This is a genomic window from Bifidobacterium sp. LH_426, assembly GCF_056356875.1.
This window is the reverse complement of sequence record NZ_JBKEVB010000004.1, coordinates 86093-111554: the sequence shown is the minus strand read 5'-3', so window position 1 is coordinate 111554 and position 25462 is coordinate 86093. Positions and strand designations below refer to the sequence as shown.

The window sequence follows — 25462 nt, the reverse complement described above, 5'->3', positions numbered from 1 at the left end:
ACGCGTCTATAAGTCGGCTTTATGGCGAAATGGGGGAGAATCGGGATAACGAACAGGCGATTCACCAAGTGAAGCGTTGTTAGGCTGTCGGTACGACCTGCAACGGGGGGACACGGAGCAGGTCGGGGGAAACGACTTATCCGCAACATCGCAAAGGGGAATAACGTGAACGCGACGAACGGTTCGAAAGGCACTTGGAAGCAGGCGTGGAAGCTCGTCGCCGCCGGTATGTCGGCGACGGCGCTCATGGCCCTCGCCGCTTGCGGTTCCGGTTCGGCGGCGCAGACCGCGTCCGGCGACACCGGAACGCCGCAGCAGGGTGGTTCGGTGACCATCGTCGAATCGCCCGACAGCCTCCAGTGCATCGATCCGTTCCAGACCGCGTGGACCCAGTCGCGCACCATCGTGCGCAACTACGTGGATTCGCTCGTCGACCAGGATCCGAAGACCGGTGAGATCAAGCCGTGGCTCGCCAAGAGCTGGACCATCAGCGACGACGGCAAGACCTACACGTTCGCGCTCAAGGACGGCATCACCTTCTCCGACGGTTCCAAGTTCGACGCAGATGCCGTGGTGGACACCTTCACCGAGAACCTGGCCACTCTCAAGGAGAAGCCGGGCACGGTGGGCGGTTTCTACGTGCAGAACCTCACCGGCGTGAGCAAGGTGGACGACCACACCGTCAAGTTCGAGCTCTCCGCGCCGAACGCCAGCTTCCTGCAGGGGCTTGCGACGCCTACGCTCGGCATCATCTCGCGCGCCTCCGCCAAGCTCACCCCGCAGCAGCGCTGCGACGGTCAGGCGGTCGGCACCGGTCCGTTCACCATCGAGAAGTACGACGCCAAGACCGGCGTGACGTTGAAGAAGCGCACGGGATACACGTCCTCGTCGCCGCTTGCCGCGCATCAGGGCGACGCCTACCTCGACTCCATCACCATCTCCTACGTGCCGGAGAATTCGGTGCGCCTCGGCAACTTCGCCTCCGGCACCGCCGACATCGTGTGGACCGACTCCGACTCTCCGTTCGTGCAGAACGACATCACCCAGATCAAGCAGACCGGCGGCACCGTGCAGAGCCGCGCCCTGCCGGGAGCCACGTTCGGTCTGTTCCCGAACGTGCGCAACGGCGGCGTCCTCTCCGACAACGACGTGCGTCAGGCGCTGAGCCTGTCCATCGACCGTACCACCTACGGCAACACGGTGCTGCGTGACGGATATCCGACCGTCAAGGGCGTGATCAGCTCCACCACTCCCGGTTTCAAGGCGGAACCGTCCAGCGTCGAATACGACACGGCGAAGGCCGCGAAACTGCTCGACAAAGCGGGCTGGGAGAAGGGTTCCGACGGCTACCGCTACAAGGATGGCAAGAAGCTGACCGTCACTTTCCTCACCTCCGAGAAGGATGACGGCTATGAGCTCATCCAGGACGAACTCAAGAAGACCGGCTTCGACTTCCAGATCAAAGTGGTCACCAGCGCCCAGTACACGACGCTCACCAATGCCAACAAGTACGACCTTGTCTCGCTGACCTACACGCGCGCCGACCAGAGCGCCATCAACACGCTGCTCGACGAACGCTACGCCACCTTCAAGGCGATCTCCGGCAACACGCAGGATGCGGACTCCCAGGCCACGCTCGAAGCGGCATTCGACAAGGGCACCGCCACCACCGACACCAAGGAACGCACCTCCATCTACGAGGGTGTGCAAGACACGATCAGCAAGGAGAACATCATCATCCCGGTGTTCGAACGACTCCAGGACGTCGGCCTGTCCTCCAAGGTGCATGGCCTGCGCTTCACCGGCGAATCGTTCGGCGACTTCCACGACCTGTGGAAGGCCCAGTGACCGGAGCGAATCGGCTCGGCCGATAAATACGACGCAAGGAATCGAGGGAACCGATGAGAACATCGAAACTGTGGTACGTGCTCGGACGCATCGCGCAGGCGGTGCTGGTGCTGTGGGCCGCGTACACCGTGTGTTACGTCATCCTGAACCTGCTGCCCGCCGACCCGCTGGCGCTCGTCCTGCAGGCCAAGGGAACGGACATCGGCTCCCTCAGCGCCGACCAAGTGGCGACATTGCGTCATTCATACGGGCTTGACGCCAACCCGGTGCAGCAGTACTTCACGATGCTGTTCGCCGCCCTTCACGGTGATTTCGGTACCTCCTACACGCTGGGACAGCCGGTGCTGCCGCTGCTCGTCTCCCGAGTCTCCAGCACGCTGCTCGTCAGCCTGCTCGCGCTCGTCGTCGCCGTGGCGTTCGCCTTCGCGCTGGCGTTCATCGCCGTGTTCACCCGCAATCGCGTGATTCGCGACGTGCTCAGGGCGATTCCGGTCGTGGGCATGTCGGTGCCGTCCTTCTGGGTGGGACTGCTGCTCATGCAGGTATTCAGCTTCTCGCTCGGGTGGTTCCCGTCCATGGGCATGCAGGGATGGAAGAGCCTTGTGTTGCCCACCATCACGATGGCCATCCCCACGGGCGCGCTGCTCGGTCAGCTGCTGCTCAGCGAATTCGACGAGGTGCTGGACAGCCCGCAGGCCGTGGTCGCCAAGGCACACGGGCTGAGCCGCACGCAGGTCATCGTCCATCACGTCATCAGGAACGCGTCGCTGCCGTCCCTCACTATTCTGGGTCTGCTCGTCGGAGACACGTTCACCGGCGCGATCATCGCCGAAACCATCTTCGCCCGACAGGGTCTGGGCATGCTGATCCAGCAGGCCGTCACCCAGCAGGACATCCCGATCGTGCAGGGGGCCGTTGTGCTCGCCGCCGGCGCGTTCGTCCTGGTCAACCTCATCGTCGACCTGATCTATCCGCTGCTCGATCCGCGCATCCGCATCTGACGTTCCAAGGAGACCTGCCATGACCACCCAACTCACACTCGACCTGACCCGTCCCGAACCGAAGGCCGCGCGTCTTCTCGGAGAAACGTCCGTCGTCCGTCGCCGCCGCGGGCGGATCGCATCCGCGTTGCGCAAGACCGCCGCACTGGCACGCAACCATGTGGCCGCCTCGATCGCCGCGCTCTATGTGGCGCTCGTCCTCGTCTCCGCGTTCCGTCCCCAGTGGTTCGCCCATACCGACCCGTATGCCACCGCTCCGGCACAGAGCATGCAGGCGCCCTCCGCCGCGCACTGGTTCGGCACCGACAAGCTCGGACGAGACGTGTTCAGCCGCGTGATCTATGGTGGCCGCACCACGATCACCGCCAGCCTGGTCGCGCTCGCCATCGCGGTCGTCGCCGGACTGCTGCTCGGCGTGGTCGCCGGATACTTCGGAGGCGTCCTCGACGCGCTGCTCATGCGTTTCGTCGACGTGTGGCTCGCCATTCCGGGACTGTTGCTCGCCATCACCATCGTCACGGCCATCGGCTTCGGCACCATGCCGGTCGCCATCGCCATCGGCGTGGGCATCTGCCCGACCTTCGCCCGCACCACGCGCTCGCAGGTGCTCCGCGTCAAGCAGGAGGACTACATCGAAGCGGCGCGCACCAGCGGCTCGTCGAACCTCTCCATCATCGTCAACCACATCCTGCCCAATTCGTTCGGCCCCGTCGGCGTGCTCGCGCTGCTCGACTTCGGCGGCATCATCATGGCCGTCGCCACGTTGAGCTTCCTTGGCTTCGGCGTCAAGCCGCCGGAGGCGGAATGGGGCTCGCTCATCAACGACGGCCGTGACTACCTGCTCACCTCGCCGTGGCTGTCCGTCCTGCCCGGTCTCGTCGTCGTCGCCACCGTGCTCGCCATCACCGTGCTCGGCAACGCCGTGAAGAAGGAGCTGAAATGACCGACGCAACCACTACTGCGGCGCAGAACGCTCCGCTGCTCGACATCGTCGACCTGCGCGTCTCCTACACTTCGCGCCGCCGTTCCATCGACGCCGTGCGCGACGTCACCTTTGCCGTGAAGCAAGGCGAGCGTGTGGCGATTGTCGGCGAATCCGGCTCCGGCAAATCCACGATTATCCGCACCGTGCTCGGCATCCTGCCGGAGAACGCGACCGCCACAGGCAGCGTGCTGCTCGACGGAAGCGACCTGCTCAAGGCCGACGACCGACAGTGGCTCGAAGTAAGACGCACCGCCATCGGCTTCATTCCGCAGGACCCGCAGACCAGTCTCGATCCGACGCTCACCATCGGCCGTCAGTTGGGGCTCATCGTCCGGCTCAAGGAGCATCTTGACGGTGACGCGCTCCAGACGCGCGTCGAGCAGCTGCTCGAGGAGGCCGGCTTCGACAAGCCCGCGCTGCGCGCCAAGCAGTACCCGCACGAACTGTCCGGTGGTCTGAAGCAGCGTGCGCTCATCGCCGAAGCGCTCGTCGGCGACCCGAAACTGCTCGTCGCCGATGAGCCCACCAGCGCGCTGGACGTCACCGTGCAGAAGGAGATTCTCGACCGCATCGACGAACTTGTGCGTGCCAAGGGGCTGTCCCTGCTCATGGTCACCCATGATTTGGCCGTGGCTGCCGACCGTGCCGACACGATCGTCGTCATGCACAACGGCGTCATTGTGGAACAGGGTGAGTCCGACCACGTCGCACGGCATCCGCTGGAGCAGTACACCATCGATCTGTTCAATGCCGCGCCCGCCCACCGTCTCGACGTGCTCACCGCACAGGCGGAGAATGCGGAAGGCTCGAAGGATACGGGTGTAGAGAAGGTCTCCGGCGAATCCGGCCCTGTCGAAGAATCTGCGGTGCGTTGGCATAACGTGACCAAACAGTTCGCGTTGCGGCGCACGCAAGGCGGTGCCGGTGCCCGCACGTTCAAGGCACTCGACGACGTGACGCTCGATGCGCCACGAGGCCGGACCTTGGCGATCGTCGGCGAATCCGGCTCCGGCAAGTCCACGCTGCTCAAGATCGCGCTCGGCCTCGAGAAGCCGGAGAACGGCTACGCGGAGGTCAATGGGATCAACATCACCAAGACCGGCGGCCGTGAGCTGCGCAATGCGCGCCGCACGTTCCAGCTCGTGCAGCAGAATCCGTTCGGCTCACTCGACCCGACCAAGAAGATCTCGCAGATCATCTCCGAACCGCTCAATGCGTTCCATGAAGGTGACAGGGCATCACGTCGTCGCCGTGTCGCCGAACTGCTCGACCGTGTGGCATTGCCCGCAAGCGTGGCGAATGCGAAGCCGAAGGAACTGTCCGGCGGACAGTGCCAGCGCGTCGCCATCGCCCGTGCGCTCGCCATCCGCCCGAACACGTTGTTCCTCGACGAACCGGTGTCCGCGCTGGACGTGACCGTCCAGTCACAGGTCATCGACCTGCTCATCGATCTGCAGAAGGATCTGGGATTGAGCTACGTGTTCGTCACCCATGATTTGTCCGTCGTCTCGCAGATCGCGCACAGGGTGGCCGTCATCGAACGCGGGCATCTCGTCGAGCAGGGACCCGTCGAGCAGGTGCTCACGCATCCGAAGAACGACTACACGAAGCGACTGCTGGCCAGCGTTCCCGGCCAGCGTCACTGACATATCAGATATCAGATTTTCCGGGAATTATTTCCACAACCACATAGCAAACAAGGGGGAAACCATGTCCGAGTGGAGCAAGATCGATCGACTGAACGCGGTCTTCAAGGGGGAGAAGGCCGATCGTCCGCCGGTCAGCTCGTACACGCACGAAGTCGCCGCCGAACGCAACGGCGACGACCTGGTCGCGGCCACGCTGCGCAACGCGCGCAAGTGGGATTGGGACTGGATCAAGCTCAACCCGCGCACCGTCCACTACGCCGAGGCGTGGGGCAACGAGTACGACTACAACGACTACCCAGTGCCGTTCCTGCCGATTCCGGCCCAGAAGAAGGCGATCGTCAATACGCCCGACGACCTGTGGAAGGTGAACGAGCTCGACATCGCCGGCAACGCACCAATCGAGGAACAGGTCGACGTGATCCGCAAGGTGAAGGAAGGCGCGCCGGACACTCCGGTGTTCGCCACCCTGTATTCGCCGATCAACGTGCTCAGCAAGCTCGCCGGTCTGCCGCTCGCGCCCGGTCTGCCCGCGCCCGGCTCCACCACCACGCTCACCATCCACGATCTCTTCAAGGAGAACCGCGCCGGCGCGCACCATGCGCTCCACGCGATCGCCGAGACGCTCGCCAAGTACGCCGCGGCCCAGAAGGAGGCGGGCGCGGACGGCCTCGTGTTCGTCGTCGCCGGCATCACCAACCCTGGCTTCCTGAGCGAAGCCGAGTACAACGAGTTCTCCCGTCCCTACGACGATATCGAGCTTGAGGGCGCGGACGGCCTGCTGCGCATCGTGCACACCTGCGGTGCCGAATCCCATCCGCAGTGGTTCCAGGAGTTCCCGCTGGAGGGCATCAACTGGGATCACGAGGATCCCAGCAACCCGGGCATCGACGTGGCGCTCGACAAGACCAAGGTCGGTGGCGTCAACCACAACCTGCTCGCGCAGGAGCCCACCGTCGAAGTGCTCGACAAGATCCGTCAGGAGGTCACCGAGGCGAGGAAGGTCACCGGCGACGTGCTCGTCGTCGCGCCCACCTGCTCCGTCTCCTCCAAGGCGTCTGACGAGGCGATTGCCGCCTACAAGGAGGCCGCCGTCGCCTGACATCGGGTGCCTCGGTGCAAGCACGCAAGCAACTACGTAATCATCACGGTCGAATCATCCGACACGGCCGAATCATCCCACCACTACACATAAGAAAGCACACGTAAGGAGCGAATATCATGACCTACTTCATCACCGGCGCCACCGGTCACTACGGATCCGCAGTCGTCCGTGAACTCATCGCGCTCGGCACGCCCGCCGACCAGATCATCGCCGCCGGTCGCAACGCGGACAAGCTTGCCGCGCTGAAGAACGAACTCGGCGTCAACACCGCCCAGGTCGACAACGACGATCCGGCGGCTCTCGACAAGGCGCTCGAAGGCGTCGACAAGGTGCTGCTCGTCTCCGGAGGCGACTTCGCCAAGCGCGCCCAGCAGCACCGCAACGTCATCGACGCTGCCAAGAAGAACGGCGTGAAGCTCCTCGCCTACACGTCCGTGCTCAAGGCGGACACGTCGCCGCTGCTCGTCGCCGTCGACCACCGCGCCACCGAAGCCTACCTCGAGACTGCGGGCGTGCCCTACGTGAGCCTGCGCAACACCTGGTACGCCGAGAACTTCATCGACGAGGTGAAGCAGGCCGGCGCGAGCGGCGTACTCGAAACCGCCGCGGGCGACGGTGCGATCGCCGCCGCGTCCCGCGCGGACCTCGCCGCCGTCGGCGCCAAGGTGCTGTTTGACGGCACGCTCGTCAACGCAACCCTCGAACTCAGCTCCGACGCGACGTTCACCTACGCTGACCTCGCACGAATCGCCGGTGAGATTTACGGCAAGGAAGTCGCCTACAAGCCGGTTTCCGTCGAGCAGCGTGGCGAGGACCTCAAGGCGGCCGGCGTGCCGCAGGGTGGCATCGACTGGGTCACCAAGCTCGACGGCGACATCGCCGCCGGTGCGCTCGCCGGACCCACCGGCGGTCTGTCCGCGGTGATCGGCCGCGCGCCGCAGACCATCGAGGACGTGCTTAAGGGTGCGCTCAAGGCCTGAACGAACGGGTCAAACCGAACCGGAACCGGAAACTCACGCAGGGAGGGACGCATGGAAATCGTCGAAGCCACGCCGGAACGCTACGGGGACGTCGCCGACGTCCTGGTGGACGCCTTCGGCTCCACCATCGAACTGTCGTCGTTCTATGAGGCCGACCTGCGCAATGTCGCCGAGCATGCGAAGGAGTACCACGTCTGGATCGCGCAGGAGGACGGCGACATCGCCGGCGTGGTCCTGACGCCGCGTACCACGCTCGGCGACGCGGACGAACTCGCGTTCACCCGACCCGGCGAACGCGAGTTCCGACAGCTGGGCGTTTCGCCGAGGTGCCGGGGGCGAGGCGTCGCGCGTGCGCTCATCGACCATGCGGTGCGCAGTATCGGTGCGCTCGGCATCGGCACGGTGGAGATCCATACTGGCCTGCGCATGGTCGGCGCGCGGCGGCTGTACGAATCCTACGGATTCGAGCGGCGTCCTGAACGCGAGACGTTCGTCGTGGACGGCGGCTACAGGATCGTGACCTACACATACCGGATTCCGGAACAATATGTCGCGCACGACCCGACCGTCGACGAGTGGGAGCGCACGCGGCCATACCGCGGCGACACGGTCGTGGACGGTCCGGGGTCGATCGCCGGATTCGCGCGTGCGCTTGGCGCCGCCGGACTGGGGCGTGTGGTCTCCACCGATCCGGCGGATATCGCCCGTTACGAGTTCCACCGCAGTGAGGCCGACGAGGAACACGGTTTGGCTGTCGCCTGGCCGATTGACACCGAACAGGCTTCGGAGTTGCGGCGTGTGGCCGAACGCTACGGTGTGCCCGTCACGTTGTGGCGTGCGGATACGGTCGTTACCGAACCGCCCGCACGCAGCGGGTTGATCGTGGTGGAGGCGGCTTAGACGATGGGCGAAATCGGGGCGGACGCGTTCGATACCGATGTCCGTCTGTGGAAGAAACTGTTCAACAAGGTGAAGTGGGGGTAGGAATCGAGTATTTCTGACGTACTTGGTGCATGGTGATGACGATGGTGTTATCACCTATACCTATAGCAGGGTACGGCGCTATAAGACGCCTTTATCGTTGTGTGGCGGGAATGGCGATAATAGGACCACCGTGTCGGAATCCCAAGTCGCATAAATTGTGAGCAATGGCCGCGAAGGGCGGTCTGGCACATATTCGACGTGGGATTGGGGCGTTCTGCATGGCCAAGAATCTATTCGATATCAACGGTAAGGTGGTGTTCATCACCGGTGCCGGTTCTGGACTGGGCCGTGACGCAGCGCGCGGATACGCCGAGGCCGGGGCTTCGGTCGTGCTGGCCGACATCGCCTTGGATCGCATTGAAGCCTTGGCTGAAGAGCTTGAATCGGCCGGTCATCCGGCTCTGGCCGTGCAGACCGATGTGTCGCTGGAATCCAGTGTGAAGGCGGCGTTCGAGGCTGCTCATCAGCGTTTCGGCCGTGTCGATATCCTGCTCAATGATGCCGGTATTTGTCCTTCCGACAGCGTGGAGAACTTCTCCGAAGAAGAGTGGAACCAAGTCGTCGGTGTCAACGTCAATGGTATCCGCAACACCGTCAAATACGTGCTTCCTGAATTCAAAGAGCGCGGGTACGGCAAAATCGTCAATATCGCTTCTGTGGTCGCCATCCAATATGATGCTTCGGAACGCTTCGTCAAAGATTCATACTACGTCACGAAGGCGGCGGTCGTGGGTCTAACCAAAGCTCTGGCTGCGCGGTATGCGAAGTATGGCATCACGGTGAACGCTGTGGGACCGGGGCTATACAAGTCGCACATGACTGAGGAATTCTACAACAACCCTGATCGCATCGCCGCCAGTGCCCGTAACAATCCTTCAGGACGTGTGTCTAAGCCCGGGGATCTGAACGGTGCGATTCTGTTCCTTTCATCGGGGGCATCCGATTTTGTGCAGGGGCAGGTCATCTATGTGGATGGCGGCGTCTCGTTGCTGTAATCGATGGCTTCGCCTCGATTCGATGATTCATTAGAGCGCATATCAATATAGGAACGGAACAGACATGGGAATTTTCGCAGACAAATATGGATTCGCGCTGGGGAAGGCATACCCGACGGTGATCCCTTCGGGGCCGAAGGCGTATCTTGATGCCGCCGAACGAGGTGAACGCGTCATCGCCACCCGCCAGCGTAACGCGTATGACGGCGTGTATTGGCTAGGCACCGATACCAGCGCCATTGACTACACGCTGTATCGAGGCATCACTGGACTGGCGTACTTCTATCTGAAGCTTCATACGGTGGCGGGAGGTGAACGATACAGGAACATCGCCGTCCAGTCGTTGGATTACCTGGCTGAGCATTGGCCGACCGTACCGGCCACGCCGAATGATGTCTGGCTCAAGCATCGTGAAAAAGGCTTGTACGGTGGTGCCGCCGGTGTCGGTGCCGTATTGCTGGAGGCTTGGCGCGTTTTCGGCGATGACAAGTATCGTCAGGCGGTGCTGGACATCCTGCAGTGGTATGTGGATAACGCCGAGCATGACGAACATGGTGCTTTTTGGTGCGACAACACATCTGTCATGCTGGACACCGGTGCCGTGCTGTTCCTGATTGATGCATATAGAAAGCTGGAACTGGACGACGAACGTTTGCGTGCGACCATCATTGCGGCGGGTGACCGCGTCCTTGCCACCGGGCAGGCCACAGCTGATGGTGGATTGTGGTTCGATGTGTTCGATGGTGTGGAGGACTTCATCGAACCGGGCTTTGAGCTGGGATCGGCAGGCGTTGGATTCCTGCTCGTGAATCTCTACAAGTTCACCGGTGATCAGCGTTATCTGGATGCGGCAAGGCGCATCGATGCCTACTTGGAAAAGCTGTATGTGCCGCAGACGAAGGGGGCTCTGCTGCCGTACCGTTTCGACAAACAGGGCAATCCGTTGGTGGAGAACGGCAACATCGTCTACTACCTTGGCAATTGCCACGGTCCTGCAGGAACCGCTCGTTTCTACTACGCGTTGGAACAGGCCACCGGTGACACCTCGTATCGGGAGAAGATTGTCCGGTTGGTGGACGGCCTTGAATCATTGGGTGCTCCGGAGCGTCAGAGCGCAGGTCTGTGGAATTCGGTGAACTACTGCTGCGGCCATGCTGGTCTGATTCACTTCTTCATCGGATTGTATGCGGCCGACCATGACGACCGTTGGCTTGACCTAGCCCGGCGTAGTGCCCATGTGGTGCTTGGGCAGGAAGAGATTCTTCCGAACGGTTCCTCTGATTGGCCACTTGCGTTCACACGTGTGGAACCGGATCAGTACACCCGCCCCGTTGGATATTTCGACGGTATCGCTGGAATCGCCGCGTCTCTGCTGGAGCTGTATGCAGTGGAGGAGGGGCAAGAAGCATGGCTGCGTCTTGCGGATGATCCGTTCCCGGAGCATTTCGCTTGATTCTGCCATGACGTTGTAGCCGTTTTTCGTCCATAGAACTTACTCCCGCATAATCCGTTTCAGGAAGAAAGAAAGATCCGCATCATGACCGTTGCATCGCAATTGCGCCGTATCCTCGCTCTCACCGTAGCGGCGGCATCCCTTACATCGCTCGCCGCTTGCGGCCATGTCTCCGATAGCGCCAATGAATCGACCGATAACAACGCGGATGCCCAGACGGTGGTCATCGGTGAGAACACCAAGACCAACAAGCCGTTCAATTACCTCAACGATGCTGGCGAAATCGACGGATACGAGGCGCAGGTCCTGCGCGCGGCGGATAAGCTGTTGCCGCAGTACAAGTTCGAATATCGTTCCTTGGATTGGGCCAACTTGCTGGTCTCCCTGGACACCGGCAAAATCGACGTGGCCGCCAGTTCGTTGCAGCTGAATGACGAGCGCGTCAAGAAATACGGTCACACTACTGTCCCCGCCAACAACTACATCGTCAAACTGGTCGTTCCGGAGAAGAGCGACATCACCAGCATCGACGATCTTGCGGGGAAGACCATGTATGTGTGGAACGGCGAAGCCACCACGAAGTATCTGGAGGATTGGAACGCCGCCCATCCGGACAAGAAGATCAATCTCAAGTACGGTGATTGGACATTCGAACAGGCCGATGCTGCGTTGAAGAGCGGCCAGTCGGCAGCCAAGACCGGTCCGGGTTGGCGCGTCATCAGTGACAACAAAGATAATCCGGATTTCCCGGTCAAGTCCGTTGGAGAGCCGCTACAGCAGGACAACTCCTACTTCCTGCTGGACAAGAAGGACACCAAACTCGCCAAGGCGCTCGATGGTGCCATCACCAAGCTTCGCGAGAACGGTACGCTCAAGAAGCTGTCCGAGAAGTACCTCGGTGATGATTTCACCGAGCCTGTCAAGGATAAGTATTCCTCGGTGTCTGAGTGACGTCGGATAGCGTATCGGATTGGAGCGCCTCGGATGGGTGAGTACTTTTCATGGGATAGGTTGGTTGCGGCCTTCCCCAAAGTGTTGGAGTATCTTCCCGACACGCTCATGATGGTGGGATATGCGCTCGCCATCGGCATTCTGTTGGGACTGGCTTTGGCATATGTGCGCATGTTCCGTGTGCCGGTGCTCAACCAGATTGCCATCGTATTCATCTCGTTCATTCGAGGCACGCCTGAAATCGTCCAGCTGTTCATCGTCTATTACGGCACTCCTCTGCTGGTCTCGGCGCTTACCGGCGTGAATATCGACGACGTTCCCGCGTTCTACTTCGCTGTGCTTGGTCTCGGACTCAACCAGGCAGGATTCATGGCAGAGCTGTTCCGCGGTGCGTTCGAAGCGGTGCCGGTCGGTCAGTTCGAGGCTGGGTATGCAGCTGGATTGACATGGTGGCAGACGTTCCGCAGAGTCGTCATTCCGCAGGCGATTCGCGCCGTTATCCCCGGATTGGGCATCATGACCGTCGGTCTGTTCCAGACCACTGTTCTCGCTTCAGCTCTCGGAGTTATGGATGTTTTGGGCCGTGCGATCGCTATTGGCAACGCCACGTCGCACAGTCTCGAACCGTATGCGGCAGCGGCCATTATCTTCGTCACGGTCAGCGTGCTGCTGGAGTGGTTCTTCCGCTTCATCGACAGGCGCTTCAGCTTCGGAAGGAAGGCTCAGGCATGATTCGCCCGTTCAATTGGGGACAGATATGGTCCAGCATCGCCGCCGCCGTGCAGTTCATTCCGCAGACGCTCATCCTCTCCCTCGCTCCGTTTGCCATTGCGTTGATGTTGGGGACGCTCGTCGCGATAGCCCGTATCTGGAAGGTACCGGTGCTCTCCCAACTGTTCGCAGTGGTGGTCACGGTGCTCAAGGGTATTCCTACCTATTTGCTGCTGGTCGCCGCAAGCTTGATTTCCACGCTGTATTACCGGCAAATCGCCGCTGCTTTTGGGCTTAAGGCAGGGCAGGACGGCATCAATGGAATCGTTCTGGGCGTCATCGTACTGAGTTTCGCCGCGGTGCCCACTGTCTCCGAATCGATCAGGGGCGCCATGCTTACGGTGTCATCGGATCAGAGTGAAGCCGGATACGCTGCCGGTCTCACCCGTGGGCAGATTATGCGTAGAATCATCATTCCGCAGACGATTCCTGAGGCCATCCCGATTCTCACCAATAATCTGGTGTCGATGGTGAAGGCATCCGCATTGTGCTCGCTCGTCGGAGTTTCCGAAGTGTTGAGCGCCTCGATACGTGCCGCAGATGAACGGTACGACCTGTTGGAAGGGTACATCGCGGCGGCACTCGTGTACTGGGTGCTGTGCTTCGTGCTGGAACAGGGGATGAACAAGTTGGCATACGAGACCAGTCGTTTCAAGTTCGCGATCGTCGCATAGGAGGCCTGCAAATGATTACCATCAGCCATGTGGAGAAGTCGTTCGGCCCATTATCGGTGTTGAAGGATGTCAGCCTATCGTTGGACAAAGGCGATGTGGTGGCGATCCTCGGTCCTTCGGGCTCGGGTAAGACCACGTTCCTGCGCTCTCTGAACTTCCTCGAGCGTGCCGACCGCGGCACGTTGCAGCTTGGCGACCGTGCATATGACCTGCACAAAGCTAGCCGCAAAGATGTCCGTGATGTCAGGCTGCATACGGCGTTCGTCTTCCAGCACTACAATCTGTTTAACAACATGACCGCGTTGAGGAACGTCATGGAACCGCTCGTCACGGCTCGCAAGGTTCCTAAGGCGGAGGCGGAACGTCGGGCCAAGGAGGCTTTGACGAAGGTGGGGATGGCCGACAGGCTGGATTACTATCCCTCCCAATTGTCCGGCGGCCAGCAACAGCGTGTCAGTATCGCACGCGCCATCGTGGTCAACCCGGATGTGATTCTGTTTGACGAGCCCACATCGGCCTTGGACCCGGAGCTCATCGGTGAGGTGCTCTCCGTAATGAAGGAACTCGCAGAATCCGGAACCACGATGATCGTCGTGACTCATGAGATGCGTTTCGCGCGTGATGTCGCCAGCAAGGTCGTGTTCATGGAGCATGGCGTCGTCGTGGAGGAGGGGACTCCCGAACGGATTTTCGAGCATGCGCGCGAGGCCAGAACTCGTGAGTTCCTTCGGCAGATTAATCCGGGCGCGGAAGTTGGGACAACGGATGCTGCGCCTGTTGCAGTTCCCGCTGCTGATCCCGTCGCAGTGCCGGCCGCCACGGTTCGTCGCGGGCCCCTTGAGGGGATTCCCCGTTTGGTGCAGCCGCTGCCCGCTTTGGTTTGTACCTGCTGATTCTTCTCCCATTCGGTGGACGTGCGATAGACCAGTGAGGGTTCCCTCCATATTCGTCACGCCTCGCTCCTCGCCAGTCACGCTTCGCTCCGGGGTCAGCCACGTTTTCGCGTGGCAAACCCCGGAGCGAACCGTATGCAATCGGGAGCGAACCGTATGCCCCTGGGAACGAACCGCTGCAGACCGCTGCAGACCAACCGCGAGGGCGATGCGGCTGCCGGTGCCGGCATTGCTGCCGACCCGCACCTGCACCGATCATTCGGCCATGTCCTCGAACGGAACCAGTTGCAGCGCCCCGTCCTTGTCGGCCAGATGTTTGAGGTCGTCGGTGAAGCCGCTTTTCGAGAACAGGATGTAGTGCTTGTCGGGGTACGGCAGCAGCAGGCCGCGACGCCGGAGTGTGTGGTATTCGGCCTCGCCCATGGGATTGTTGCGCCATTCGCATTCGCAGAAGATCGCCTGTGAAGGATCGTTTCCGGTGGCGATGATGTCGATTTCCTCCTGCTGCCGGGTCTTCGGGTCCGAGCCCCACCAGCGTCCGGCCTGCAGCACCGGGAACGGCAGCTGGTCGTATCCGCGTCCCCACAGCCATTGCAGGCTCATGTCCTCGAATACCTGTCCCATGAATCGTGGCAGATCGTCCATGACCATGTCGGCCACGAGGTCGAGTCTGCGGGCCTGCAGCGCGGACATGCTACGCGGAACATACCGGTACCAGAAGCGGAAGAACGAGTCCTTGATCCGATAGATGGTCTTCCGGTGGCTCTTCGCGCCGAACGGCGTTTCCTTGTCGAGGATGCCGAGATCGATCATGTTGGTCAGATATGCCTGTGCCTGTCCTGTCGGCATGTGGCTGGCCGAAGCGATTTCGCTCATCCGTGATGAGCCGGTCGCGATGTTGCCGATCATCGCATTGTATTCGGCCGGCTTGCGTACCTCCTGCTGCAGGAGCATGTAGGGCTCGTCGAACAGGTTGCATGAGGGGGAGAGCATCCTGTCCCTGATCGTGGCGCGGATGTCGTCGGCGGGGTCGAGCCATTCGAGGTATTGGGCCACGCCTCCGGTCAGCCCGTAGGCGATGGCCGAGTGCTCCTTCGTCAGCTCGTGCGTGTATTCGCGTGTCTCTTCGAAGGTGAACGGGTTGAGTCTGATGGATCCGGTCCTCCGGCCATATAGGGGGCTTTTGTAGTCGAGTACCTGTCGTTCCATGAAGGACATGCTCGACCCGCAAAGGATGAGCATCAGGTGGCTGTCGTCCTTATGGCGGTCGATGGCATGCTGCAGTATCGACGACACCGACCGATCGGCCTGTGCGAGGAATGGGTACTCGTCGATCACCCACACCAGGCGTTGGCTCTTCGCCATGTCGAAAACGGCGTCCACCGCGCTTTGGAAGTCACGGTAGATTGGAGCGTTCGTCTCCAGTCCGCCGCCGTTGCGGTAGGCGCCGATGGCATTGCTGAGCGCGATGAGGTTTCCCTGCATGGTGGACTCGATCGCCGAGTAGAAGATGCTGGGCTTGTCTTCGAGGAATCGGTTGATGAGCGTGGTTTTGCCGATTCGGCGACGGCCGTATACGACGATGCATTCGAACCGTCCTGAATCGTATGCCTGCTCGAGTTGACGCTGTTCCTCGCTTCGCCCTACGAACATGACTCCGTGCCCTTTCTCAATTAGGTATATCGCAATATAGTATATTGCGATATACTAGTATATCGCACTGCGGAATCACCGATGATGAACCTCTCGACCCCGCCTGATGGCCGCTACAGACAGTGCGCCATGTACAAGGGCAGTCTCACGCGTTCCCCCTCGACTTCCATCTGCCGGGGATGCAGTACGTACTCCTTGCCGAGCCGGTTGCCGTACAATGCGCGGAACTTGTCGAGTGACGACGTGCCATACCGTTTGGTGGATTTCACTGGCGTTTCGGTATGTTCCGCCACAAGATACACGAAATCAATGGTGTGGAATCGCCTGCTTCTACACGAAATCAACAGTATGAAACTACCGGATTCTACACGAAATCAACAGTATGGAGTTGCCGATTTCTACACGAAATCAACGGTATGGCCGCAGATTCCGGTGTCTTCCCCACATCCCCGGCCCATCGCCCATAACCGGTTCCTATAGACGCGTTCCGCCAATCGCGATACCGGCGCGACGGGTCGTGAGCCGGATGCCTGATAGCATGCGTGCAGTGCCGCCGCAGGTGGCGGTCGCGAAGGACTCGAATCGTCGTGGCATGCGATCGCGGCGATACGCATGAAGGGGAATGACCATGGCCGATACATCGAATACACCAAATACGCCGAATACACCAAACGCAACGAATCCGCGCACGGCGGTCGTCACCGGGGCGAGCGGTGGCGTGGGCGGCGCATTGGCGCGGTTGCTGGCCGCTCACGGCTGGCGCGTGATCGCGCCGGTGCGCTCGCAGGCCGCGTTGTCCGAACTCGACGCGATCGACGGCGTCGAAGCCGAACGACTCGACTTGTCGGACGGCGAGCAGGTGCGGCGGTGGGCGGAGCGGACCGCCGCACGGCTCGACCGTCTCGACCTGCTGGCGCACGTCGCCGCGGCCGGTCCCACCGGCAAAGCGGTGGACGCCGGCCTCGACCTGTGGGAATCGACGTTCGCCGTCAACGTGATCGCGCCGGCGACGCTCACCTCGGGATTGATCGCGCCGATCCGCGCGGCGCGTGGCACCGTCGTGTTCGTGAACTCCGGTGCCGGGACGCGCGGCGTGCCGAACCACGCCGTCTACGCCGCAAGCAAGCACGCGCTGCGCGGTTACGCGGACACGTTGCGTCTGGAGGAGTCGGCGAACGGCGTGCGCGTGAGCACGGTCGCGCCCGGTCCGATGGATACGAGGATGCTGCGCGAGGACGACAGCTGGGGCGCGTTCCGTCACGAGGACGTCATCGATCCGGCGAGCGTCGCGAACGCAATCGCATGGGTCGCCGATGCCACCCCGGACGTGCAGATCACCAACGTCGACGTCCGCCCCCGCCAGGAGCTCTCCATCAAAGTGAAGTGACGAGGGTGTCTTGCACCTTTGTGAAAGGCGTTATCGTCACTATAATTAGTGGTGTTAAAAGCCACCACTGCCTCTCACTGAAGCACACTAGGGTGGCATTTTCGTATCATCACCCGCGGCCGGCGTAGGGCGCGGGGAAGCGGATGATGAGCGGTTGGGCGGCGGCGCATTGGCCGACGGGGACGAAGACGGGCGTGGCCTGCGGCGCGCCCGTCTTCGGCGTATCGGGGCGTCGGTCCAGTCCCAGCAGCCGCAGCAGCATCGTCAGTCCGGATGATTTCGTCGGATCGTGTGATTCCCTATTGCGTTGCGTCGCCATCGTTCCCCCGTTGCCGAATGTGCGCGCCCCCGCGCGTCACGTTTGAAAACCAGCGTATCCGGCCCGCGGCCGGGCCATTCCGGCGCCGTTAGCCGGTTTCGCTATGGACGGTCATCCATCGAATCTATGACTCTGCCGCGCACGCCCTGCGCCGTTGCGGCGCGCGGGTCTGATAGTCGCGTATAGGCAACGGTTATACGTGACGGCGCATTTCCGCGTTCGTCGTGCCGTATATTCGCTGTCGTCCGCGATTCGTCGCGGGCAGGTTGGGGAACATCGTGGGGGATGGCGGATGACGGGAACGTCGTCCGCCATGGTCCGCGGCATCATCGCATGATTCGGGGGAATCGGAACATGACTTTGCGGCTCAAGGGGATTGGCTACCGCGTCAAGGGGCGCACCATCCTGGACGGCGTCAATCTGACGGTCGAGGCGGGGCGTACCGCCGTGATCCTCGGCCCGTCCGGCGTGGGCAAGTCGACGCTGCTGAAGAACATCACGTTCCTCAAGCCCCCGGCCCAGGGCAGCGTCACGCTGGACGACCGCACGGTCGCCGCCGGCGAGGCGAAACCGGCCGACGTGGCGTGGCTGCGCCGCACCATCGCCACCGTCTTCCAGACCTACCCGCTGTTCAACCACCGCACGGTACTGGAGAACATCGTCGAGCCGTTGCGGCTCGTGCACGGGCTCAAGCGCGAGGAGGCGGAACGGCTGGCGAAGACCAATCTCGAGCAGCTGCGTCTGGGGTCGAAGTTCGACGCCATGCCACGCGAACTGTCCGGCGGCGAGAAGCAGCGCGTGTCCATCGCGCGCGCCCTCGCCGCCAAGCCGAAGGCCGTGCTGTTCGACGAGCCGACCTCGGCGCTCGACCATGCGCTGGTCGGCGAGGTCTGCCAGACGATCCGCGATCTGGAGGGCAAGGGCATCGCGAACGTCGTGGTCACGCACGACATCGACTTCGCCCGGCGTCTCGACGCGGACGTGTACGAGCTCAACGGCACGCTGCGCCCGCTGAGCGGCGTCGACGAGTTCATCGCCGGCCGCTGAGGCGCCGCGCAATCCGCGATATCGCATATCGCATATCGACAAGACGTCAAGAAGAAGGGGAATCACCATGCCCAAGACCACCATCATCCGCAAAACCATCGCGCTCGCCTGCGCCGCCGCGGCCCTCGCCTCGCTCGCCGCATGCGGGTCCGGCACCGCGTCGAACTCCGGCTCGAACGACGCGAACGCGAAGACCATCAGCATCGCAGTCGCCGCGAACTCGAAGCCGCTGAGCTACACCGACGACAACGGCCAGCTCGCCGGCTACGAGGTGGACGTGCTCAAGGCCATCGACGAGGACCTCAAGGATTACAAGTTCACCTACGAGGCCGTCGCCGACGACGCCGAGACTGTCGGCATCGACTCCGGCAAGTACGCGCTCATCACCGGCGGCTACTTCAAGACCGACGAACGCGTCAAGAAGTACCTGATCCCGGACGAGACGACCGGCATCTCGCTGATGAAGATCTACACGCTGCCGGGGGAGAAGGACATCAAGTCCCTCGACGACCTGCACGGCAAGAAGGTCGCCCCGATCTCCCCGGACGGCGGCGTCAACAAGCTCGTCACCAAGTACAACGCGGCCAATCCGGACAAGGCCATCACCGTCACCCACCAGGACAACGTGACGATGGCCCAGAACTTCCAGGGTCTCGTCGACAAGAAGTACGACGCGGTGATCGAACCGGAGCAGAGCTTCGACGTGAACGCCATCAAGAAGAGCCTCGGCGTCGACTTCCGCGCCACCGAGCCGGTGGAGGTCGACCAGCAGTACTTCCTGGTCTCCAAGAAGCAGCCCGAGTTCTTCAAGGCGCTCAACAAGTCCATCACCAAGCTCAAGAAGGCCGGCACGCTGAAGCAGCTGTCCATCAAGGACTACGGCGAGGACGTCTTCAAGTACGACACCCAGCAGTGACGTCGCCGACGCCGCCGGCATCGCCATGACGTCGCCGGCGTCGCCGCCATGACCCCGCACCGCACCATCATCGACGATCATCGACAAAGGACCCGCATCCCGTGGATTTCGCATACGTACTCACCCTGCTGCCGGCGTTTCTCGTGAAACTGCCGTACACGCTGGCCATCGTCGCCGGCTGCTACGCCGTCGCGTTCGCGCTCGCGTTCCTGATATTGCGAGCCCGCGTCGACCGGATCCCGGTCCTGTCCGCGATCCTCGACGTGTACGTGTCGTTCGTGCGGTGCGAGCCGATCGTGCTGCTGCTGTTCCTCATCTACTTCGGCCTGCCGCAGCTGCTCGGCAACTTCGGCATCGACATCACGTCGCTGAGCAAGACGACGTTCGCATGCGTCACGCTCGTCTTCTTCAACGCGGGCTGGCTGAGCGAGATCCTGCGCGGCGCGTACCTGAGCGTCACACCCGACCAGTTCGAACTCGCCGACTCGCTCGGCTACACCAAGGGCCAGCTGTGGCGGCACACGCTGCTGCCGCAGATCGTCGGCATCGCGATCCCGGACCTGGGCAACGCGGCCGTCGACCTGCTCAAGGACACGTCGCTGCTGTTCACGATCGGCGTGGTCGACATGATGGGCCTCGCCTCGATCAAGGTGGCGAACAACTACGGCGTCAAACAGTCCGAGGTGTATCTCGCCGTCGCGCTCATCTACTGGGTGGCGGCGCTCGTCATCGAAGCCGTCGTCCATCTCGCGAAACGCTCTAACCGCTACTACCGCGTGGTCGACGAGGCCTCGCGCGCCCGTCTCGCCGCGGACGCGGCCTGACGGACGCGACCGGAAGCCCGCAAACGAAGGAAGAACGAAGGAAACCACCCATGCCGGCATTACTGGACTATCTCATCAAAATCGCCGTCATCGTGCCGTCCGTGCTGCTGCACGCGATCGTCATCCTCGCGCTCGGCCTGTTGTTCGCGATTCCGGTCGCGCTCGCCTTCCGCGCCCGCGTGCCCGTGCTCTCGCAGCTGCTGCGCCTGTACACGTCGTTCTTCCGCGGCACGCCGATCCTCGTGCAGCTGCTGTTCTGGTACTACGCGCTGCCGCAATGGTCGTCGGCGATGCTCGGCACGGTGGGCATCCACGTGAGCAAGAACTCGGTGAACGCGACCGTCGTGCTCATCTTCACGTTCGTGCTCGTCTACATCGCCTACCTGCAGGAGACCGTGCAGGCCTCGCTCGCCTCCATCGACCCGAACCAGCTGGAGCTCGCCGATTCGCTCGGCTACACGCGCTGGCAGAAGGCGATCCACGTGATCGTCCCGCAGGCCGTCGTCTACGCGTTGCCGAACCTGTTCAACATGTTCATGAACATCATCAAGGCGCTGTCGATGGGCTTCACGATCGCCGTGATCGACATCTTCGCGCAGGCGAAGCTCATCGCCGGCCTCAACGGCGACTACATGACCTCGTACACGGCGGCCGCGCTCGTCTACTGGGCGTTGTGCGGCGTGCTGTTCGTCCTCATGAACCTCTACCTGCGCCGCCGCGACGCCTCGCTCACCGGCGTGCGCCTGTGACGTGACCCGCGCGTCCGCCATCCATCCTTACCCATCGAACAACACCGTCGCCGCCACCGCCGCATGACGACGACGCCACCCACGCGGCAAACGAAAGGCACCATCATGACCCGCGACCGCAGACAGGAATTCCACGACCTCGCCAAGGGGGAGGGCAGCACGCCGTACCTGACCAGCGCATGGCAGCATTTCGTCGGCGACGAATACGACGTGGAGCGGCAGGCGCAGGCGCACATCGACTTCGTGCGCAAATGGGACTGGGACTACGTGAAGATCAACCCGCGCTCCGCCTACTACGCGGAAGCGTTCGGCGCGCACTTCGACCCGGACGACTACGGCACCGGCCGCTCCCCGCGCCTGCTCGACTACCCGGTGAACGCTCCGGAGGACCTGGCGAAGATCGCGCCCGTCGACCCGACCGCGAGCAAGCCGTTCGCCGACCAGATCGCCTCCGCGCGAATTATCCGCAGGGAGCTCGGCGACCGCGCGATCCTCGAGACCGTGTTCTCGCCGCTCACCGTGCTCCTGTTCGTCGCCGGTCTGCCGCGCATCAACGGCAAGCCGCTCTACGGCGCCGCCCCGAAGCTCGACAAGGACACGCTCCTGTTCACCGACAAGGAGGCCACCGTCAAGGCGCTCGACGCGATCACCGAGACGCTCATCGCCTACGTGAAGACCGTGCTCGCGCCGGTCGAACAGGGCGGTGCCGGCCTCGACGGCATCTTCTACGCGGAGACCGGCATGGCCAGCCGCGGCTACTTCACGCACGAGCAGTTCGAGGAGCTCGCCCGCCCCTACGACGAGCGCATCCTGGCCGCGGTCGGCGACGGCGTGAAGCTGCTGCACACCTGCCGCGACCATGCGAACCCCGACTGGTTCGCCGACTATCCGATCGACTTCCTCCAGTGGGACCCGTACGTGCCCGGCAATCCGCCGATCAGCGACGACTTCAACGCCGTACCGGTCAGCGGCCCCGACGCCGTGCTCATCGGCGAAGGCACCGACATCGACGAGCTGAAGCGCCAGGTCGCGGACACGGTGAAGGCGCGCGAGGGCAAGCCGTTCCTGCTCGCCCCGAGCTGCACCGTCCCGCCGAAGCCGGACGACGCCCACCTGCGCGTGCTGCGCGAGGCGTGAGCCCAGACACGAGAACGCCTCCCGTACCGTGTGGTACGGGAGGCGTTCGTCGTTTCGTTTTCGTCGCGTCGTCGCCGTCTTCCGCAACGTGACGGAAGACGGCGACGTTCCGGCTACAGGCTGCGGTAGCGCGCCTTGCCGATCGTCACGTCGAAGGACTTGCCGGCCGGCGCCTCGTACTGGAGTTCGGTGATGGCGTTGCGTCCGCCGCGCACGAACCGCCACACGCGGCCCTCGCCCACGTTGAGGTCGATATAGCCGTCGCCGTCCGTGCGTTCCAGGTCGAACACGTCCGACCAGTGGGCGGCCACTGCCTCCGGATCGGGCACCTCGAACAGCGCGCGGCGCGTGTTCACCTCGCCGATCGCGTGCTGGTGCAGCAGCCCGCTCTTTTCGTAGCGTTCCAGCTGTTCGGCCTCGCTCGCGCCCCAATCGATGACGAACGGGTAGCGCAGACCCTGGTCGTCGCCCTTGATCCACAGCAGCTGCCAGCGGATCTCCTCGCCTTCGGCGGTGGTGCGGTTGCCCGGCACGATCTCGCCCAGATCGAGGCCCTTGGCGCGCAGACGCTCGGCCGCCGCCTCGATGCCGTGCACGTGCAGCGCCGGGCGGTAGAAGCCGACGAAATCGGGCAGCAGCTCGCCCGCCTCGTGGAAGATTAGGCCGCGGTCCGGCGTCTCCGCCAGCGCCTCGTCGCGGCTGTAGAGCGTGAGGAACTCGAGGTAGTTGTCGGTGAAGTAGGCGAGCGAGTTCTCGGTGCCGTGCCCGACGTGCTTGCCGCCGTAGCGCGCGGTGAGCCCCGCCTTCGCGAAACGCTGCTCCGCCTCCTTCAGGTCGTTGACGAATTCGACCGTGTGGTCCCAAGTGAATTGCTGTGCCATGTGTCTGCTAGGTCTCCTGTCCCTGTCCTTGTTGTCCGTCCTCTTGCGTCACTTCGCGTTCGCGCCCAGCGACGTGGTGCGCTCCACGGCGGCGAGCACGGCCGTCTGCACGGAGGCCGCGAAGCCCGTCTTGTTGAGCGTGTACGCCTCGGTGATGCCGACGCCGCCCGGCGAATTGTTGATGTTGAGCAGCACCTGCGGCAGCACGTCCTTCTGCTTGAGGAACTCGGTGCCGCCGATGATTGTGTCGAGCGCGATCGCCTTCGCCACGTCGCGCGGCAGGCCGGCGAGTACGCCCGCGTCCACGTAGGCGTCGATGAAGTGGTAGACGATGTTCGGCGGGTAGAAGCCGGTGATGATGTCGATCAGACGCTCCTCCACGTACAGCACCTTGCCGAACGTGTTGAGGAACGCGTCCACGTCCTCCTTGCGCGCGTTCGCGTTGAGCGCGGCGCCGCTGTAGCCGTAGTCGACGGTGGTGAGCGTATTCGGGATGATGCGCACGACGCGCCAGCCCTCGCCGAGGCTCTGCTCGAGCTTCTCGATCGTGTACCCGGCGACGATCGAGACCACGGTGGTTTTCGCCGGGTCGAAGCGCTTCGCCACCGATGCGGCGACGCCGGCCACGTCGTCCTGCGGACGCACGGCGATCACGACGATGTCCGCGTCGGGCGTGTCCGTCGGCTTGGCGGGCTCCACGCCGTACGTGTCCTTCAGGAACGCGGCGCGCGCCTCGGAGATCTCCTCCACCCGGATGTGGTCCACCGGGTAGGTCGCCTCCTTGCGCCTCACCGCCTCGATGATGGCGGTCGGCATGTTGCCGCCGCCGATGAAATACAGGTTCGCTCCCATGATGATTCCCCTTCCGTGGGCTCGTGGTCGTTCGCGGTTTTCGATATACACATCCCGTCATACCGGATGATTCCGCGCGCCGCAGCCGTTCGACCGCCAAACGCCTATAGGTGTTATCGATAGGGAATTGCAAATCCCAGCAGCCGCCGGGCGCGGATAAGACGCTATAAGAAAAGCGAGTAATGCAAAGGTGGGTTTCCGTTTGACAGCGCCGCCGCGCATCGGTTTCGATGGTTGGCATCGGGGAATACCATCCACACCATTCGAGACAGGGAGGGGACCATGACGGATCGTCGCAGCGTCTTCCATGACATCATCAACCACAAGCCGACCGATGTGCCGTACCTCGTCGGCGCATGGCAGCATCTCGTCGGCCACGAATACGGCGCCGAGGGGTTCGCCGCCGCCTACATCGACTTCGTCAAGCGCTGGGACTGGGACTGGGTGAAGATCAACCCGCGCGCCGTCTACTACGCGGAGGCCTGGGGCTCCCGTTACGACAAGGACGACTACGCCGGATTCGTGCTGCCCAAGCGTGTCTCCTCCGCCATCGAGACGCCCGACGACGTGAGGAAGATCAAGGAGTTCGCCGCCGCCGAGAACGAGTACTTCGCCGAGGCGATCGCCGCCGCCGCGCTCATCCGCAAGGGCCTCCAGGACCGCGCCGTGCTCCAGACCATCTTCTCGCCGCTGAGCGTGCTTCTGCAGATCGCCGACCTGCCGCTGTACCCGGGCGACGACTACGCGACCGGCACGCTTACCGTCAAGGAACTGATCGACGACCAGCCGGAGGTCGCCAAGCTCGCGCTCGCCAACATCGCCCACACGCTCGCCTCCTACGCGCGCGCCCTCGTCAAGCCCGTCTCCGAAGGCGGCGCCGGCCTCGACGGCGTCTTCTACGCGGTCACCGGCACGGTGAGCGAGGACTACTTCGACGCGGCCCGCTACCAGGAGTTCTCCGAACCCTACGACCGCATCGTCATCGACGCGGTCAAGCGCGCCAACCCGGACGCCGTCGTGCTGCTGCACACCTGCCGCGCGCACTCGCACCCGAACTGGTTCGACGTGCACGGCGTGGACGCGCTGCACTGGGACCAGTACCTGCCCGGCAACCCGAAGGCGGACGCCGACCTGACCGCCGTGCCGGTCGCCGGCGCCAACTACGAGTTGTTCGCCCCCGGCGGCGACGTCGACCAGCTGCGCCGCGAGCTCAAGGAGAGCATCGCCCTGCGCGAGGGCAGGCCGTTCCTGCTCGCCCCCAGCTGCACGGTGCCGACGCCCGCCTCCGACGAGGCGCTGCAGGCGCTCGCCGACGCCCGCGCGACCCGCTGAATCGCCGCGGGTTTCCGAACAAGACTTCCGATCGAGACTTCCAATCCGAACGCATGGTTTTTTAGGAGAGAGGACAACA

25 protein-coding genes are annotated in these 25462 nt (G+C 62.8%); 20 read left to right on the top strand and 5 right to left on the bottom strand.

What is annotated here, in order from left to right; translation table 11 throughout:
- The first annotated feature begins 165 nt into the window (after nt 1-165).
- From AC1AYD_RS05590 to AC1AYD_RS05530, 13 genes are all read left to right on the top strand, one after another.
- Nucleotides 166-1848: an ABC transporter substrate-binding protein gene (locus tag AC1AYD_RS05590; RefSeq protein WP_476532663.1), complete on the top strand. Its 1683-nt coding sequence runs from the start codon at nt 166-168 to the stop codon at nt 1846-1848.
- A 53-nt stretch (nt 1849-1901) separates the two neighbouring features.
- The gene (locus AC1AYD_RS05585; RefSeq protein WP_476532662.1) at nt 1902-2849 is read left to right on the top strand and encodes an ABC transporter permease; all 948 of its coding nucleotides are present in this window, start codon (nt 1902-1904) and stop codon (nt 2847-2849) included.
- Nucleotides 2850-2868: 19 nt separating this feature from the next.
- Nucleotides 2869-3792, top strand: a complete 924-nt coding sequence (locus AC1AYD_RS05580) for an ABC transporter permease (protein ID WP_476532661.1) — start codon at nt 2869-2871, stop codon at nt 3790-3792.
- Nucleotides 3789-5480, top strand: coding sequence for a dipeptide ABC transporter ATP-binding protein (locus AC1AYD_RS05575; RefSeq protein WP_476532660.1), 1692 nt, complete (start codon nt 3789-3791; stop codon nt 5478-5480). Before AC1AYD_RS05580 ends, AC1AYD_RS05575 begins: the two co-directional genes overlap by 4 nt.
- 64 nt (nt 5481-5544) lie before the next feature.
- Complete coding sequence (locus AC1AYD_RS05570; RefSeq protein ID WP_476532659.1) at nt 5545-6582, top strand: uroporphyrinogen decarboxylase family protein; 1038 nt, start codon at nt 5545-5547, stop codon at nt 6580-6582.
- A 119-nt stretch (nt 6583-6701) separates the two neighbouring features.
- The gene (locus AC1AYD_RS05565) at nt 6702-7565 is read left to right on the top strand and encodes an NAD(P)H-binding protein (protein ID WP_476532658.1); all 864 of its coding nucleotides are present in this window, start codon (nt 6702-6704) and stop codon (nt 7563-7565) included.
- Nucleotides 7566-7616: 51 nt separating this feature from the next.
- Complete coding sequence (locus AC1AYD_RS05560; RefSeq protein WP_476532657.1) at nt 7617-8465, top strand: GNAT family N-acetyltransferase; 849 nt, start codon at nt 7617-7619, stop codon at nt 8463-8465.
- A gap of 248 nt (nt 8466-8713) precedes the next feature.
- Nucleotides 8714-9544 carry an SDR family NAD(P)-dependent oxidoreductase gene (locus AC1AYD_RS05555; RefSeq protein WP_476544810.1) on the top strand — a complete coding sequence of 277 codons (831 nt, stop codon included), beginning with the start codon at nt 8714-8716 and terminating at the stop codon, nt 9542-9544.
- Between the two features lie 64 nt (nt 9545-9608).
- Complete coding sequence (locus tag AC1AYD_RS05550) at nt 9609-10997, top strand: lanthionine synthetase LanC family protein (protein WP_476532655.1); 1389 nt, start codon at nt 9609-9611, stop codon at nt 10995-10997.
- Between the two features lie 84 nt (nt 10998-11081).
- On the top strand, nt 11082-11948 hold the full coding sequence (locus tag AC1AYD_RS05545; RefSeq protein WP_476532654.1) for a transporter substrate-binding domain-containing protein: 867 nt from the start codon (nt 11082-11084) through the stop codon (nt 11946-11948).
- A gap of 33 nt (nt 11949-11981) precedes the next feature.
- The gene (locus tag AC1AYD_RS05540; protein WP_476532653.1) at nt 11982-12680 is read left to right on the top strand and encodes an amino acid ABC transporter permease; all 699 of its coding nucleotides are present in this window, start codon (nt 11982-11984) and stop codon (nt 12678-12680) included.
- The gene (locus tag AC1AYD_RS05535) at nt 12677-13393 is read left to right on the top strand and encodes an amino acid ABC transporter permease (protein WP_476532652.1); all 717 of its coding nucleotides are present in this window, start codon (nt 12677-12679) and stop codon (nt 13391-13393) included. Before AC1AYD_RS05540 ends, AC1AYD_RS05535 begins: the two co-directional genes overlap by 4 nt.
- A gap of 11 nt (nt 13394-13404) precedes the next feature.
- The gene (locus AC1AYD_RS05530) at nt 13405-14286 is read left to right on the top strand and encodes an amino acid ABC transporter ATP-binding protein (RefSeq protein WP_476532651.1); all 882 of its coding nucleotides are present in this window, start codon (nt 13405-13407) and stop codon (nt 14284-14286) included.
- Between the two features lie 255 nt (nt 14287-14541).
- Here the strand turns inward: AC1AYD_RS05530 and AC1AYD_RS05525 are convergent, their stop codons facing one another.
- Together AC1AYD_RS05525 and AC1AYD_RS05520 are read right to left on the bottom strand one after the other, a co-directional pair.
- Nucleotides 14542-15939: an ATP-binding protein gene (locus AC1AYD_RS05525; RefSeq protein ID WP_476532650.1), complete on the bottom strand. Its 1398-nt coding sequence runs from the start codon at nt 15937-15939 to the stop codon at nt 14542-14544.
- A gap of 113 nt (nt 15940-16052) precedes the next feature.
- The gene (locus tag AC1AYD_RS05520; protein ID WP_476544809.1) at nt 16053-16208 is read right to left on the bottom strand and encodes a hypothetical protein; all 156 of its coding nucleotides are present in this window, start codon (nt 16206-16208) and stop codon (nt 16053-16055) included.
- A gap of 359 nt (nt 16209-16567) precedes the next feature.
- Here AC1AYD_RS05520 and AC1AYD_RS05515 point away from each other — a divergent pair, with 359 nt between their 5' ends.
- A complete protein-coding gene (locus tag AC1AYD_RS05515) occupies nt 16568-17326 on the top strand; it encodes an SDR family NAD(P)-dependent oxidoreductase (RefSeq protein ID WP_476532649.1) in 759 nt (252 codons plus the stop codon).
- A gap of 109 nt (nt 17327-17435) precedes the next feature.
- Here the strand turns inward: AC1AYD_RS05515 and AC1AYD_RS05510 are convergent, their stop codons facing one another.
- The gene (locus AC1AYD_RS05510) at nt 17436-17645 is read right to left on the bottom strand and encodes a hypothetical protein (RefSeq protein WP_476532648.1); all 210 of its coding nucleotides are present in this window, start codon (nt 17643-17645) and stop codon (nt 17436-17438) included.
- Nucleotides 17646-17999: 354 nt separating this feature from the next.
- Here AC1AYD_RS05510 and AC1AYD_RS05505 point away from each other — a divergent pair, with 354 nt between their 5' ends.
- From AC1AYD_RS05505 to AC1AYD_RS05485, 5 genes are all read left to right on the top strand, one after another.
- Nucleotides 18000-18692, top strand: coding sequence for an amino acid ABC transporter ATP-binding protein (locus tag AC1AYD_RS05505; protein WP_476532647.1), 693 nt, complete (start codon nt 18000-18002; stop codon nt 18690-18692).
- 67 nt (nt 18693-18759) lie between these two features.
- Nucleotides 18760-19608, top strand: coding sequence for a transporter substrate-binding domain-containing protein (locus AC1AYD_RS05500; protein ID WP_476532646.1), 849 nt, complete (start codon nt 18760-18762; stop codon nt 19606-19608).
- A gap of 101 nt (nt 19609-19709) precedes the next feature.
- Nucleotides 19710-20432, top strand: a complete 723-nt coding sequence (locus AC1AYD_RS05495) for an amino acid ABC transporter permease (RefSeq protein WP_476532645.1) — start codon at nt 19710-19712, stop codon at nt 20430-20432.
- A 50-nt stretch (nt 20433-20482) separates the two neighbouring features.
- Nucleotides 20483-21181 carry an amino acid ABC transporter permease gene (locus AC1AYD_RS05490; RefSeq protein WP_476502776.1) on the top strand — a complete coding sequence of 233 codons (699 nt, stop codon included), beginning with the start codon at nt 20483-20485 and terminating at the stop codon, nt 21179-21181.
- A gap of 105 nt (nt 21182-21286) precedes the next feature.
- Nucleotides 21287-22318, top strand: a complete 1032-nt coding sequence (locus tag AC1AYD_RS05485; RefSeq protein ID WP_476532644.1) for a uroporphyrinogen decarboxylase family protein — start codon at nt 21287-21289, stop codon at nt 22316-22318.
- A gap of 113 nt (nt 22319-22431) precedes the next feature.
- On the opposite strand, the gene AC1AYD_RS05480 is transcribed toward AC1AYD_RS05485, so the two are convergent.
- A complete protein-coding gene (locus AC1AYD_RS05480) occupies nt 22432-23199 on the bottom strand; it encodes a VOC family protein (protein WP_476532643.1) in 768 nt (255 codons plus the stop codon).
- Nucleotides 23200-23247: 48 nt separating this feature from the next.
- On the bottom strand, nt 23248-24051 hold the full coding sequence (locus tag AC1AYD_RS05475; RefSeq protein ID WP_476532642.1) for a pyrroline-5-carboxylate reductase family protein: 804 nt from the start codon (nt 24049-24051) through the stop codon (nt 23248-23250).
- A 282-nt stretch (nt 24052-24333) separates the two neighbouring features.
- Here AC1AYD_RS05475 and AC1AYD_RS05470 point away from each other — a divergent pair, with 282 nt between their 5' ends.
- Nucleotides 24334-25383 (top strand): uroporphyrinogen decarboxylase family protein, encoded by a 1050-nt coding sequence (locus AC1AYD_RS05470; RefSeq protein WP_476532641.1) that lies wholly within the window; start codon nt 24334-24336, stop codon nt 25381-25383.
- The last annotated feature ends 79 nt before the right edge of the window (nt 25384-25462 follow it).

Bases quoted from the DNA above. Each gene is read 5' to 3' on its own strand.
- AC1AYD_RS05585 (WP_476532662.1), top strand. From the start codon at position 1,902: ATGAGAACATCGAAACTGTGGTACGTGCTCGGACGCATCGCGCAGGCG.
- AC1AYD_RS05580 (WP_476532661.1), top strand. From the start codon at position 2,869: ATGACCACCCAACTCACACTCGACCTGACCCGTCCCGAACCGAAGGCC.
- AC1AYD_RS05575 (WP_476532660.1), top strand. From the start codon at position 3,789: ATGACCGACGCAACCACTACTGCGGCGCAGAACGCTCCGCTGCTCGAC.
- AC1AYD_RS05570 (WP_476532659.1), top strand. From the start codon at position 5,545: ATGTCCGAGTGGAGCAAGATCGATCGACTGAACGCGGTCTTCAAGGGG.
- AC1AYD_RS05565 (WP_476532658.1), top strand. From the start codon at position 6,702: ATGACCTACTTCATCACCGGCGCCACCGGTCACTACGGATCCGCAGTC.
- AC1AYD_RS05560 (WP_476532657.1), top strand. From the start codon at position 7,617: ATGGAAATCGTCGAAGCCACGCCGGAACGCTACGGGGACGTCGCCGAC.
- AC1AYD_RS05555 (WP_476544810.1), top strand. From the start codon at position 8,714: ATGGCCGCGAAGGGCGGTCTGGCACATATTCGACGTGGGATTGGGGCG.
- AC1AYD_RS05550 (WP_476532655.1), top strand. From the start codon at position 9,609: ATGGGAATTTTCGCAGACAAATATGGATTCGCGCTGGGGAAGGCATAC.
- AC1AYD_RS05545 (WP_476532654.1), top strand. From the start codon at position 11,082: ATGACCGTTGCATCGCAATTGCGCCGTATCCTCGCTCTCACCGTAGCG.
- AC1AYD_RS05540 (WP_476532653.1), top strand. From the start codon at position 11,982: ATGGGTGAGTACTTTTCATGGGATAGGTTGGTTGCGGCCTTCCCCAAA.
- AC1AYD_RS05535 (WP_476532652.1), top strand. From the start codon at position 12,677: ATGATTCGCCCGTTCAATTGGGGACAGATATGGTCCAGCATCGCCGCC.
- AC1AYD_RS05530 (WP_476532651.1), top strand. From the start codon at position 13,405: ATGATTACCATCAGCCATGTGGAGAAGTCGTTCGGCCCATTATCGGTG.
- AC1AYD_RS05525 (WP_476532650.1), bottom strand. From the start codon at position 15,939: ATGTTCGTAGGGCGAAGCGAGGAACAGCGTCAACTCGAGCAGGCATAC.
- AC1AYD_RS05515 (WP_476532649.1), top strand. From the start codon at position 16,568: ATGGCCGATACATCGAATACACCAAATACGCCGAATACACCAAACGCA.
- AC1AYD_RS05510 (WP_476532648.1), bottom strand. From the start codon at position 17,645: ATGGCGACGCAACGCAATAGGGAATCACACGATCCGACGAAATCATCC.
- AC1AYD_RS05505 (WP_476532647.1), top strand. From the start codon at position 18,000: ATGACTTTGCGGCTCAAGGGGATTGGCTACCGCGTCAAGGGGCGCACC.
- AC1AYD_RS05500 (WP_476532646.1), top strand. From the start codon at position 18,760: ATGCCCAAGACCACCATCATCCGCAAAACCATCGCGCTCGCCTGCGCC.
- AC1AYD_RS05490 (WP_476502776.1), top strand. From the start codon at position 20,483: ATGCCGGCATTACTGGACTATCTCATCAAAATCGCCGTCATCGTGCCG.
- AC1AYD_RS05485 (WP_476532644.1), top strand. From the start codon at position 21,287: ATGACCCGCGACCGCAGACAGGAATTCCACGACCTCGCCAAGGGGGAG.
- AC1AYD_RS05480 (WP_476532643.1), bottom strand. From the start codon at position 23,199: ATGGCACAGCAATTCACTTGGGACCACACGGTCGAATTCGTCAACGAC.
- AC1AYD_RS05475 (WP_476532642.1), bottom strand. From the start codon at position 24,051: ATGGGAGCGAACCTGTATTTCATCGGCGGCGGCAACATGCCGACCGCC.
- AC1AYD_RS05470 (WP_476532641.1), top strand. From the start codon at position 24,334: ATGACGGATCGTCGCAGCGTCTTCCATGACATCATCAACCACAAGCCG.